The sequence below is a fragment of the Legionella quinlivanii genome (genome assembly GCF_900461555.1).
GTDB lineage: Bacteria > Pseudomonadota > Gammaproteobacteria > Legionellales > Legionellaceae > Legionella_C > Legionella_C quinlivanii.
In genome coordinates this window covers 600,042-612,619 of sequence record NZ_UGOX01000001.1, presented here as the reverse complement: position 1 = coordinate 612,619, position 12,578 = coordinate 600,042, and the positions used below count along the sequence as shown (strand labels likewise).

Genomic DNA, 12,578 nt, shown 5'->3' with positions numbered 1-12,578 from the left:
TGCCTTCAATTGAAACGCTTTTGCCTAAACAACTGAAACGAATCAATCTTCTCTCAACCGATCTTTTTCTAATCTGACAAGCCGTAAGATATAATCGTCAAGACGTTTAAATCGTGCCGCATTACGCCGCCACCGATGATGCTCACTAACCATTGTGCCCGACGAATAAATTCCCGGCTTGCTTAATGACTTGTTCACCGTTGACATACCGGTTATTACCAGATCATCTCCCAAAAGAAGATTCGCCGCTACGCTGCATGCCCCGCCAAGGATACAATGAGAACCAATTTGGGTAAATGCTCCGATTACAGTACAGGCAGCAATTGCAGTATGCTGGCCTATGTTAACATCATGTGCGATTTGAACCAAATTATCTATTTGTACTCCACGGCCAAGCCAGGTGTCTCCGACTACCCCTTTAACGATCACCGTGTTGGCTCCAATAGTAACCTCATCGCTGATTACTACTGAGCCTGCTGCAGATAAAGCAGACCATCGTCCCTTGACTTTATAGCCATGAAATGGTTCAGCTCCAATCACGGCTCCACTATCGATCATGCAATGTGATCCAATAATGACGCCCTGCTCCAAACTCACATTATTCGCTATTCGAGTATTTTCACCAACGACTACATCGGAGGCAATCGAACAATTAGCACCAATATGGACATTTTGACCCAGTTTGACATTCTCAGCAATCCGGCTATTTGCCTCAATAGAAATATTTTCAGCTAGCGTCGCAGACGCATGGATTACCGCATGAGGATGAATTGCAGCCAAAGGAATTTCCTTTGATTCTGCAAACAAAGCGTGTATGGCCTGTGCAGCAGTCAAGGGATTAGAAACAGCAATGGTGCTGACAGGAGAATCGGATACATGGCGTGATGCTAATAACACAGCGCCCGCCTGTGTGTTTTTCAACATTTGCAGAGGCAGGTGGCGATCATAATATGCAAGTTCAGAGGAATTGGCCCTGAGAAGAGAGGAAAACCCCTGGATGGGCAAGCTGGGATCCCCAACGATTGCTCCATCCAGGTAATCAGCCAGAAAGGCCAAAGTATAAAAAGATTTCACGAATTAGTTGATTTGCTTCAGAACCTGATCAGTGATATCCAGTTTGTCGATGCTAAATGGAGTCGCATCTTTTTGCAGAATTAAATCATACTTTTCATTCTCAGCTACTTTACTGATTGCTTTACGGATTTTGCCGTATAACTCTTCCATAGCTTCATTATGAGCAGTACTTAATTCCTGCTGGTATTGCTGACCTTCCCTTTCAAAAGTTTGTTGTTGAGAAACAATTTTTTTCTCCATATCTTTTTTCTGGGTTTGGCTCATGACAGTGCTGTCGCGTTTAAACTTTTCCATGTCTTTTTTCAGACTTTCTTCCATAGCAACCAGCTTGTCACGTCTGGGCTTGAATTCTTTTTCCAGTTTTTGCTGAATGGCTTTCATCTGACTGGAAGTTTGCATGATTTTTTGCAAATCAACCACACCAATTTTTGACCAGTCTGCAAACGCGTTAGTCATACCCAAGCTAAACAACAATGCAATAAATAACCCGCTTACACGCTTCATGTTTTTCTCCTGATTTCAAAGCCACAAATGCTAGCACAAATTCATAACACTTGCGATAAAGGGAATCAATATCTCTGATAAAAAATTTAGGCCTGTTGAGGGGACAATCTTTCTAAAAACACGGGCAAAAGTAGCCTTTGAGACTGAACCGACAAATAAGCCCCTCCTCTACCCTAAGAGTCTACGTACCCCGCTTTATGCGGGGTATCCATAACAATGGTAGTGAGTTTTAAAATGCTTTTGCCAATCAGACGCATTCCCTACGTACCGCGCATAAAGCGCGGTACGTAGGGGTGATGTGTAAATGCCTTGTCGCGGTTTCCAGGAATGCTTGTAAAAGGTCTGCCTCTGACTAAAATCCGGAGGTCAGTGAGAACTGGAAGAATTGCTGTTCGTCACCAGGCTGCATATTCAAGGGTTTCGCAATACTAAAGGCTAATGGGCCAAAAGGTGAACGCCATTCTACAGAAAGACCTGCTGAATAACGCATTGGACCATCCCCCCAGCCAGCCAGCGCTAATGGGGTTCCACGAACAAACACATTACCGGCATCAACAAAAGCCATTGTTCGAATATTGTCCCGGCTTAAAGGATAGGGCAAGGCGATACCTGCACTGCCATTGACCAGGAAATTCGCTCCCATCGCATTACCGACGCTGTCTCTGGGTCCCAGAGTATAAGTCTGGTAGCCGCGTACCTGTCCTGGTTGAGCAATACCCCCAGCGTAGTAGTTTTCAAAGAAGGGCAAGCCCTGGTTGTTAAACCCGTTTCCGTAAGCAATATTTCCCAAGAGTGAGAAAATAAAGCCATGCATTAAGGGATAATACATATGTGCTGAATAAGAGGTTTTGTAATAGTTCAAAGAATCTGAGGTCGCAGGCAATGCAAATAACAAGCTGGCCTGTTGATTCATCCCTCGCGTCGGATAAGGCATCTGATCATAGGTATTACGGCTCCATCCCGTAGTCAGGCGAATCTCATTAAAGCTTCGTCCGTAGATATTGACAAAGTTCTGGATCTGCTGAGAAGTACCGACCGATTTAATAAATAAATTCTGGAAACCATAGCCGAACTGCACACTGCTGTTTTCACTCAGCAACACGTTATAATTGACGTCCCCTCCTACACGATCCGAGGTGTAGGCGCTAATATCGAGTTTGCCGGGATCAACTGTCTGATAGTAAATGTTGACTCCACGCCCTACACCGGTATTGGTATAGAACGGGTTGTAGTAGCTCAGGTTATAATCCTGACCGTAATAACTTGCATTAAATGAAAAGCCCAGTGAACGGCCAGTTCCCATAAAATTATGCTGATTCACCGAAGCATTAAATTGCGGACCATTAGTACCATAGCCTAAGGAAGCAGTCGCCTCAGCTGAGGGAGCCTCCTCCATCTGCACATCCAGATCGACCTGATTGTTAGTGCCTGGAACAGGATTTGTTTTGATATTGATATCTTTTAAATAACTTAATAGCCTCAGTTGCCGCTCAGATTCTTTAATATTATGCAAAGAAAGCAAGCCGCCTTCGTTCTGACGAATCACGCTTCTTAATACGTAATCACCGGTTTTGGTATTGCCATGGAAATTAATCCGGCGAACGTACACATGGCGGCCAGGCTCAATCACAAACGTAATAAAGACCGTTTTGTCATTTTCATCAATGCGCGGCTCGGCATTGATTGCCGGAAACCCATAGCCTATATCTCCAAGGGCGAGACCAATGGCTGAAATACTTTCGGTTACTTTTTTTCGTGAAAACACATCGCCCTGCTTCACCTGGACCAAGGCATCGATTTTCTCTTTCGGCAATATGGTTTTACCCGCCAGTGCATAACCCGCGAAGCGGTATTGCGGACCTTCTTCAACATGAATATTGATATATACATCTTTTTTATCAGGCGATAGCAATACCTGGGAAGAGACCACATTAAACTTCAGATATCCTCTATCCAGATAAAAGGAGCGGATAGACTCAAGCGACGCATCCATCGCAGCTTTAGAGTACTGATCTTTTTTACTAAAGTAAGTAAAGAGATTACTGGTGGACAGCGACATTTCAGATAGTAATTCATTATCTGAAAAGTCATGATTGCCAATAAAGCGAATTTCTTTAATACGGGATACCCGTCCTTCAGAAACCGTGACGTTGATGGCCACGCGGTTTTCAGTCAGCTGGGTAACCTGGGATTCAATACGGGCATTATATCTGCCGCGGCCGTTATAAGCCTGTTTTAATTCTTTTTCCAAGCGCTCTAATGAAGAACGTTGAAATACTCTGCCCTTTGCCAATCCCATTTGCTTAAGCAGTTCTTTCATTTTATCGCTGGGAATTTCGGAGTTACCAGTCACGGTAATCGAACCGATAGTAGCACGCTCCACTACATTGACAATCAGGGTATTTCCCTGACGCTCCAGTGATACTGATTGAAAGAAGCCGGTATCGTATAAAGCGCGAATAATTTCTCCAGTAGAAGAAGCATCCACTTCTTCACCCACCTGTACTGGTAAATAATTGAGTACTGTCCCCACACTCACGCGTTGTAAACCAACAACCTTAATATCTCTTACGATAAATCCACCGGCCGCATGCAGTTGTATCGAAAGCGTAAGCATCGCGGAACAACAAACACCTAATACTAATTTTTTACTGACTTTATTCATTATTATTCTACGTCCAGTACTGCTTAAAATTTTGCCGACCAATCTTTTTTTATCGGCAGGCTTGGAGAAAAACAATTGCACCCTTTTATCGGAACTGATCTATCCTGTCAAGGATTGCTTGTTATCCGCAGGAGCTGCAACTCATAAGATCTTGTCATAAACAGGGGCCTATTTTAACCTGTCAGGCGGGAGAGATCATTAGTTAAAGCTAAAAACATTAATGTTACCAAAAAGGCTAAACCGATATATAAGCCTATTGTTCTAAATTCGTCTGACAATGGTTTTCGTCTAATCAGTTCGATCAAATAAAACAGCAAATGCCCCCCATCGAGCATAGGAACTGGCAAAAGATTCAATACTCCAAGGCTTATACTGACCAATGCCAGGAAAGAAAGGTAATAGGCAATGCCGCTTCGACCTGACTCGCCTGCACCCTGGGCGATTCCTACCGGACCACTTAACGTATCTAATCCCAGCTGTCCAGTTACAAAGCGCCCGATTAGTGAAAAAGTCGCCCCTGTAAGTTCAACCGTTTGCTGCATGGCAATTTTCAGAGCAGGAAGAGGAGCCTCTCTTTGCAGACGCAGCCATTGACTTGGCCAATTCACTTTTTCCGATTTAACCCCTAAAAATCCGTCGACTTGTCCATCAGTCTCTTTCGCACCTATTGTCACAGGAACTTCCAGCAGTTTTCCATTTCTTAAAACTGATAAATGCATCACCTGGTCAGGATGTTCTTTTACGAAATCCACCAGGAACAACCAGTCGTTTAATTTCTGCTTATCCATCATCTCGATGCGATCCCCTACCTGAAGACCCGCCTGATCGGCAGGCGAGCCGCTCATCACCTCACCGACTACCGGTGGTATCGAGGGTATAAAAGGCACAATACCAAGACTGCCTAACAGGTCCGGTTTCCTAGGATTGATTTCCCAGTTTTTGAGAGAGAGCCAAAGCGTTTTATGCTCACCATTGACCATTGACTTTACAGTCAGGGATACTTTCTCATCACTTCCCACCAAGGGCATGAAGGCATACTGAAAATCTCGCCAGCTGCTGATTTTTCGATCTTCCATAGCCACAATTTCCTGTTTTGCAGCCAGACCGGCATGAGCAGCAGGAGTTCCCGGTTTAATTTCATCAATCATCGGAGCAAGCGATTTAATTCCGATGATTAAAACAAGCCACAGACAGATAAATGCAAATAGTAAATTAAAAGCGGGGCCGGCAACGACGATGGCGATACGCTGCCAAACCGGCTTATTATTGAACGCCAGATGTTTTTCTTCCGGAGATACCTCGCCTTCACTTTCATCGAGCATTTTGACATAGCCCCCCAGAGGAAGGAGCGACCAGGCGTATTCCGTACCCTTTCGATCATGCCATCTGGCAATCACTTTTCCAAAACCGAAAGAAAAACGCAATACCTTGACCCCGCACAAACGGGCAACCCAGAAATGACCAAATTCGTGAATGGTTATCAGCAGAAAAAGGGCGAGAAAAAAATAAAGCAGCGTTAATATCATGGCATTATCCAGACATCCAGAACCAACCGTAAAAAAATGGCGCTGCGGCAATCATACTGTCCAGGCGATCTAAAATACCGCCATGTCCTGGTATTAAGTGGCCGGTATCCTTAATCTGCACACGTCTTTTAAACATACTGATAATCAAATCGCCAACCAGCGAAATCAGAATAACGGACAGTGCCATAAGAAACCATCTGATTGCACTATCTGGTTTAAAATAAGAGTAACCTGCTACTGCAACTGCCAGAGCCAAACCCAATCCTCCGCAAAGCCCCTCGTAGGATTTACCGGGACTTACTGCAGGAATTAATTTATGTCGTCCCCATTGCTTTCCGGCCATGTAAGCGCCGATATCCGCCCCCCAGATCAGCAGGAGAAGATAAACGACCAGTGCTTTTCCCTGAGGGAGAGCAAACACATTAATCATGCTTTGGCCAAACAAAGGTAATAATAGTATAGCTGAAAATGCGATGATGCCCGGCTTTCCCCAATAAGCCTGCGATTGAGGAAATCCGACCAAGGCAGCAATAACCAGCAGCCAGGCCAATAACCCGGGAATAAGCCAAATTTCATAAAAAAAATAACATAGAATGGAAGCCGCAATTAAACTGGCCATAAATACCAGTTTCAAAGGAAGCCGGGTAATTGGTACCAATTGCAGCCATTCTAATCCGCAGGCCAGTACCAGCAAGAAAATAACCGCAGCGAAAAACCAGTAATTCGCATAATACATGCCCAGTAAAACCAGAGGAGCCATTACCAGTATGGTTAATAAGCGCTGTACAAACATTAGACACTCCCTCTGATTTGCTCTGAGGTTTTACCGTAGCGTCTTTGCCTTTGGCTAAAGCTCTCAATTGCTTTTTCAAATTCGGCGCTGGAAAATTCAGGCCAGGAAACAGGTGCAAAATAGAGTTCTGTATAGGCAATTTGCCAAAGAAAAAAATTACTGATTCGATGCTCGCCGCTAGTTCTTATAAATAAGTCAGGATCAGGAATTTTGCGGGTATTCAGATAGTCGGCGACCAGAACTTCATTAATAGCTTCCAGTTTAATTTTTCCGCAGGAAACATCTTTTGCTATTGATTGTACAGCCTGAACAACATCCCAGCGCCCACCATAATTAACAGCGATATTCAGGAGCAATTTGCCATTGTTAACGGTTAGCTCTTCCGCTTTTTTCATCTCTTCGCATAAGGCGGCAGACAAATATTCCCTGTCGCCTAAAAAACAGAGACGAATCCCGTTCTGATGCAATTCATTGACTTCTTTATTAAGGGCATTCATAAATAATTGCATCAGAAATTCAATCTCTGGCTCTGGACGTGACCAGTTCTCACTGCTAAAAGCAAACAGGCTTAAAACCGAAACGCCTTTTTCAAGACAGCATTTAATTACTGTTTTGACGCTATCTACTCCAGCACGGTGCCCTTCAACACGATGCATACCGCGTTGCTGCGCCCATCGCCCATTGCCGTCCATCACGATAGCTATATGTTGAGGTACCTTAGTATTCAAGCTTACACCTTAATATCGCAGAAACAAGAGTTACAATGGCCGATAGTCTAACTGCTTTATTAAAAAATATTAAGCCCTTTGGTAAATATGATGACAGCTTAAGAAAAGGCATGCGTATGACAGTAAAGCATACGGCACACCATGAAAAATGAAGTGGAGTGAAGGCTGGTAAAATTAAGTGTCCTTTTATAAACTGACGAGCACAAAAAACAACGGAGCTTCATTAATGAATAAAACAATAGCCGTCCTTTTGGGCACAGGCCTTGGTCTGACGTCAACCGTATCGCTTGCAGATGCTTTCCAGACTACTTCATTGCCTCAGGGTTATAAAAACACTTTGGTTGCTGATTCATCAACACCCGGCAGCGACACCAGTACCCAAACTCAAACCGATGATGGAAAAGACGATAAAAAAGGAGAAGGTAAATGCGCTGCTGGCAAATGCGGAGCGGGTAAATGCGGTTCTTCCAACTAATTATTTGCTGAAGATTTATGCCAAGCGTTTCAAAACCAATAGCCGGTACGGGGCTGGGATTAAGAACCGGCTTTTTAAAGGAATTGATTCATACCTCAGATATCGCCTTTAATTTCCTTGAGCTTGCTCCCGAAAACTGGCTGGGAATTGGCGGATGGCGGGCCCGTGCACTTAGCGCCGTCAGGGAACGATTTCCGCTAAGCGCACATGGTTTAGGACTCTCTATTGGCGGCATAAGCCCTATCAATACTCAGTTCCTCGATCAGCTGATGTTGTTCTTTAAACAGTACGGCATTCAGCAATATACCGAGCACCTGAGTTATTGCAGTGATGAGCAGGGTTATCTGTATGAACTATTGCCCTTGCCTTTTACTGAGGAAGCAGTAAAGCATGTGAGTGCCAGAATTCGCTTTGTTCAGGATTATCTGAGCATGCGCATTGCCTTTGAAAACTCGAGCTATTACTACTGCCCTGCGCAAGAGATGACAGAAATAGACTTCATTAATGCGGTGCTTGCGGAGGCGGATTGCGACCTATTGCTGGATATCAACAACCTTTATGTAAATAGCATCAACCATCAATATCAGGCAAAAGAGTTCATCATCAAGCTGCCTGCCCATAAAATTCAACTTGTTCATGTGGCAGGTCATGAGTCTATTGATAATGATTTAATTCTCGACACGCACGGCAGCCCGGTTTGCCCGCAAGTCTTAGAGCTTTTACAGTTCCTGTATCAGCAGAAAGGCCTCATACCCACCTTGCTGGAACGCGATCAAAATATCCCGGAATGGTCTGAATTGATGCGTGAAACCAGAGCAATCCAGCAATTGCAGAGCAATATATGAGCAATTCAATAAAAATCCTGCAAACGACATTTACCAGCTCTTTACGCCAGTCAGAACAATTAGCCGACACTTCGAGAATAAATCTCTACCACAACCTGGTATTTTCAAGCTTTAATGATTTGATTAAGCCCTGTTTCCCTGTATTAAAATCCATTCTTTCGGTTTCACTTTGGGAAGAGCTAATTCGCGATTTCATTCAAAAACACCCAGTTTCCACACCTTTGTTTTATCAAATTCCAGGGGAATTTGTGCGCTTTCTTCAGGAAAGCGCAAATCTCTCCAGGCACCCTCCTTTTCTGGCTGACCTGGCCCATTATGAATGGATGGAGCTGGTGATTGAACTGGCTGTGGAAGAACAGATACCTGTTATAAAAGTACCGCCACTGAGGAGTGTTTTTCGATTTAGCTCGACCGCCGCCATGCGGCATTACCACTACCCGGTTGAACAAATCAGCCAGAATTATCTACCGCAGCAACCCGAGGACTCTTTTCTGATTATTTGGAGAGACGCCAATGACAAAGTGGAATTTATGAAAATCAGCGCCTTTGTTTATCATTTGCTAAATCATATGACAGAGAGCAAAACCTCAGCCAGCAGCACACTCGATCTGGAAAATCATCCACAAAGAGAGGAGCTGACTCCTCTTTGCGAAAGACTGTTAAACGATCTGATAGACAAAAATATTTTATTTCCAGCCCGTTAATCACTCAAAACGCAAGCCCCCTTGCCATCGGCACTCCATTGAGTATTGATCGTGTAAACGCTGCTGCAATCCGCATTTTTACAAATCATGTTAGCTGGAATCACCTGGCAAGCACCCGCCCAGCCATTGTTATTGAATGCAATGGACAAAGCCTTTGCTCCCGCGGGAAGATTGGCTGTGCCTGTGCGTCCATTGACGGTTGCAGCTGCTATCCAGTTCCCTTGTGAAGCGTCTGAATTGTAACTTAGGCTTAGTTGAGTAATTTGCCCGAGATTTCCTGCATTAAAATTAACGGTTACCGCCTGCGGCAAACCATCTTCATGAGCTCCACCTGAAATGTCGGCTTTTTCAGGGATATCGTAATTCTCACCCGATAATTTGCCGCCATACTGAAATGGATTGTAATTAAAATAGTTCATAATCACCCAGGCATTGGATGTTGTGCTCGGTAAGGTATTGGCATTCCAGCCAAAGGGAATGGCGAAACGCTTACTGGCGTAAAGGTAGGCTTGCCCCGATTGATTATCGAGGCTTACGAAATTCTCTTTGGGGGTTGCGCCGTCAAAACCTGCCGCCAGATACTGATCGTTTCGCAAATGCTTGATTCCCTGCTGCATGCTGGTCAGATCAGCCTGCAATGGGCTTATGTCTTCACCCTTTTGAGAATAATAATCAATAAGCGACTGAACCATATTAATAGCCCCCGCAGTCCATTCGGTCGACATAATATTTTCAGGATTATCCCCGGAATTATTATGCAAGGTATACCCTACTCCCCAGAGCTCGCCTTGCTGGTAATAACCGCCCTGCGCTTTGATTTTTTTCCAGATAGCCTTAGACGTTCCGTCGCCAAACCATTTGTCAACGGTTTCTGGCCCTAAGGAGGCAATTCCCCAGGTGTTAATATCAATAGCCATCGCAGCCGCCGAGTCAGAGGTGTCGGGTTGCCAGTCAGAGAGGGAAGAAGGAATCGGTGCGGTGCCATGCGTATAAAAAATGCCATGCTTTTGATCATAGGCCCCATTATAAATGAAGCTTAGTAAGCCCAGCGTTTTATAACCATTCACAGTGGTTCCACCATTAAGCATTACATCAACTTGCTGCAAAGCCTGAGTCAGTTGCGGGGTTTGCTCGCTGTTTTGCAGCACTTTCTTTAAAATCTGCAGGCCGCCAAGCGCTGAAAAATTATTTTCAACTGAAATTTCCCCTTGCGGTATCGGTCCCTGGTTTCCTTGTGAACCGCCCGGCGCGTAGTAAAAGGCACCAATTCCAGCCTGCATCGCAGAAAATGCACTGAGACTATTCATTGCATTGATTAAGGCGGGAGAATTGGCGGCTACTTTACCGTCATTCAGGAGTAATTCTGCCTGCAAAGGACCTATTAATTGTGCCCAGGCATTTTCTCCGGTAATCGGTTTCCAATCTGACCAGGTAGATACGTATTCAAAAAATTGTGCAGGATGCTTATCGGGATCATTTTTGGCTAATTCTTCCGAGTCGTAATCCCAGCTGAGCTCTTCCTGATAGCGTCCTTTATAAAAGGGATCTTTATTATGGAAATCAGCCGTGATCATCCGAAAAGTGAAGGCTTTACTGGCGTCGCTTATTGAGTTCTGATACCCATATTTAAATTGCTTGTCAGTGGCGCGATTATCCTTGTTCATAATCGCTTGCAACTGATTGCCAATCAATGTTTTTGCCTGTTCGGCTTCCAGATAATTATTTTTGGCAGCCAATGCCAGGGCGATTTGCCAGGTCGCGGCATCGTAAATATCCGCACCATACTTCATATCCGTTCGTTCAAGCTGGGCTTGCGCCTGTGCCATGTCAAGATCGCCGCCTTGCTGAGGCGGCAGGCCGCGTCCCAGAATAGCATAGGGATCATTGTATAAACTGTCCACAACGCTGCAGGTATCTGAAGGTTTACAGATATAATCACCGAAATATTTGTCAATATCTTCCTGATTGCCCGTATAGTAACTCAGTGGAACCGATTGGCCATCCTTACTGCTTACCAGAAGATCTTTGGAAACCAGAAAGCTGACCAGCTCGCGGATTTCCTTATTCTGCGCATCCTCTGCAAATAATGCTCCTGGATTGCAAATAAGACTGCTGATCGCCAGGACCAGGGGAAGTTTTCTCATCAGTTTCGCTCCGGCTAGAATATCAGGCCGGATTATAAAATTACCATAATAACAGAGAGCGTAAATTTACTAATATTTACGCTTTTTTAGCGATTGGCTTGTCCTGGGGGCGTGTTTTTGTAATTTGACTCGATAGCCTGAATTTCGCTTGCCGCTTTTTCGCTTTCTTCATTAAGAGGGGTATTAAACCAGCTGGCAAGAATTTCCTTCGCCAAATCGTCAGTCAGCAATCGATTGGATAACGCAAGGACATTGGCATTATTCCACAAACGAGAACCCGCAGCGGTTTGAGCATCAGTGCATAAGGCGGCTCTGATCCCAGGAATCTTGTTAGCGACGATTGAAGTTCCTGTGCCTGTCCAGCAAAAGAAAATACCTTCCTGGCAAGCTCCCGAACTGATTGCTTTAGCTGCTTCCTCAGTTGCAACGATCCAGGACTCATTGCTACGCGATCGCAGTGCGCCAAATAACACCGGTTCGTGTCCTGACTTTCTCAACGCTTCAACTACAAAATCATTTACTGGATAAAGCTCATCGCTGCAAACTGCTATTCTCATCGCTATCACTCCCAGCCTGACTATTTGACCAGATTAAAACCGGCATCAATCCAACCCTGTGATCCGCTCTCCAGAGAATACACCTGCTCATAACCCATTGCCTGCAGATTATCCGCAACCAGAGCACAGCGAAAACCGCCGCTGCAATACACCACGATTGGAGTCTTTAAATCTGAAATTTGTTTCTCGATATCGCGCTCAATAACTCCTTTGCCTAGATGGACAGCTCCTGGAATATGCCCGGTTTCCCATTCATTGGTTTCTCGTACATCAATGAGCTGAAAAGATTCATTGCTATCCATTTTTTCTTTCAAAGCGAGCGGAGAAATCTCTTTAATGCGTTGCTTTGCCGCTGTCACTAACTTCAAAAATCCGGGAGAATGTTGTTTCATAATAATCCTTAAGGAGAAGTGTCTCTATTATAGAAATAATATCCTTTTTAATTTAAATAAAAAAACATTGCAATCGACATCGAATGCTCGCCTAAACCTGTCCGATAAGTATATACTTAGAGATCTAATCTTTCCTGCTCAGGAAGATTTCCTTATTCTCTAATTTTGTCG

Annotated in this window: 12 protein-coding genes; 3 read left to right on the top strand and 9 right to left on the bottom strand. The window is 44.4% G+C overall.

The window, feature by feature from the left end:
- Positions 1-42 precede the first annotated feature (42 nt).
- From lpxD to DYH61_RS02670, 6 genes are all read right to left on the bottom strand, one after another.
- Positions 43-1,074 carry a UDP-3-O-(3-hydroxymyristoyl)glucosamine N-acyltransferase gene (gene lpxD, locus DYH61_RS02695; protein ID WP_058508173.1) on the bottom strand — a complete coding sequence of 344 codons (1,032 nt, stop codon included), beginning with the start codon at positions 1,072-1,074 and terminating at the stop codon, positions 43-45.
- Positions 1,075-1,077: 3 nt separating this feature from the next.
- Entirely contained in the window at positions 1,078-1,578 is a 501-nt protein-coding gene (locus DYH61_RS02690; protein WP_058508174.1) for an OmpH/Skp family outer membrane protein, read from the bottom strand.
- A 352-nt stretch (positions 1,579-1,930) separates the two neighbouring features.
- Complete coding sequence (gene bamA, locus DYH61_RS02685; RefSeq protein ID WP_058508186.1) at positions 1,931-4,243, bottom strand: outer membrane protein assembly factor BamA; 2,313 nt, start codon at positions 4,241-4,243, stop codon at positions 1,931-1,933.
- Between the two features lie 173 nt (positions 4,244-4,416).
- Positions 4,417-5,769 carry an RIP metalloprotease RseP gene (rseP, locus tag DYH61_RS02680; RefSeq protein ID WP_058508175.1) on the bottom strand — a complete coding sequence of 451 codons (1,353 nt, stop codon included), beginning with the start codon at positions 5,767-5,769 and terminating at the stop codon, positions 4,417-4,419.
- A gap of 4 nt (positions 5,770-5,773) precedes the next feature.
- The gene (locus DYH61_RS02675) at positions 5,774-6,562 is read right to left on the bottom strand and encodes a phosphatidate cytidylyltransferase (RefSeq protein WP_058508176.1); all 789 of its coding nucleotides are present in this window, start codon (positions 6,560-6,562) and stop codon (positions 5,774-5,776) included.
- Entirely contained in the window at positions 6,562-7,290 is a 729-nt protein-coding gene (locus DYH61_RS02670; protein WP_083499249.1) for an isoprenyl transferase, read from the bottom strand. Before DYH61_RS02670 ends, DYH61_RS02675 begins: the two co-directional genes overlap by 1 nt.
- A gap of 226 nt (positions 7,291-7,516) precedes the next feature.
- On the opposite strand from DYH61_RS02670, the gene DYH61_RS02665 reads away from it, so the two are divergent.
- Genes DYH61_RS02665 through DYH61_RS02655 form a run of 3 tightly spaced genes read left to right on the top strand, consistent with a single transcriptional unit; the run spans position 7,517 to position 9,314 of the window.
- Positions 7,517-7,765 carry a hypothetical protein gene (locus DYH61_RS02665; protein ID WP_058508178.1) on the top strand — a complete coding sequence of 83 codons (249 nt, stop codon included), beginning with the start codon at positions 7,517-7,519 and terminating at the stop codon, positions 7,763-7,765.
- 17 nt (positions 7,766-7,782) lie between these two features.
- The gene (locus tag DYH61_RS02660; protein WP_058508179.1) at positions 7,783-8,610 is read left to right on the top strand and encodes an HvfB family MNIO-type RiPP peptide maturase; all 828 of its coding nucleotides are present in this window, start codon (positions 7,783-7,785) and stop codon (positions 8,608-8,610) included.
- Positions 8,607-9,314, top strand: a complete 708-nt coding sequence (locus DYH61_RS02655) for an HvfC family RiPP maturation protein (RefSeq protein WP_058508180.1) — start codon at positions 8,607-8,609, stop codon at positions 9,312-9,314. Before DYH61_RS02660 ends, DYH61_RS02655 begins: the two co-directional genes overlap by 4 nt.
- Here DYH61_RS02655 and DYH61_RS02650 read toward each other — a convergent pair.
- From DYH61_RS02650 to DYH61_RS02640, 3 genes are all read right to left on the bottom strand, one after another.
- Positions 9,311-11,458, bottom strand: a complete 2,148-nt coding sequence (locus tag DYH61_RS02650) for a hypothetical protein (RefSeq protein WP_058508181.1) — start codon at positions 11,456-11,458, stop codon at positions 9,311-9,313. The genes DYH61_RS02655 and DYH61_RS02650 overlap by 4 nt on opposite strands.
- Before the next feature lie 86 nt (positions 11,459-11,544).
- Complete coding sequence (locus DYH61_RS02645) at positions 11,545-12,015, bottom strand: RpiB/LacA/LacB family sugar-phosphate isomerase (RefSeq protein ID WP_058508182.1); 471 nt, start codon at positions 12,013-12,015, stop codon at positions 11,545-11,547.
- A 20-nt stretch (positions 12,016-12,035) separates the two neighbouring features.
- A complete protein-coding gene (locus DYH61_RS02640) occupies positions 12,036-12,407 on the bottom strand; it encodes a rhodanese-like domain-containing protein (RefSeq protein WP_058508183.1) in 372 nt (123 codons plus the stop codon).
- Positions 12,408-12,578: the final 171 nt, after the last annotated feature.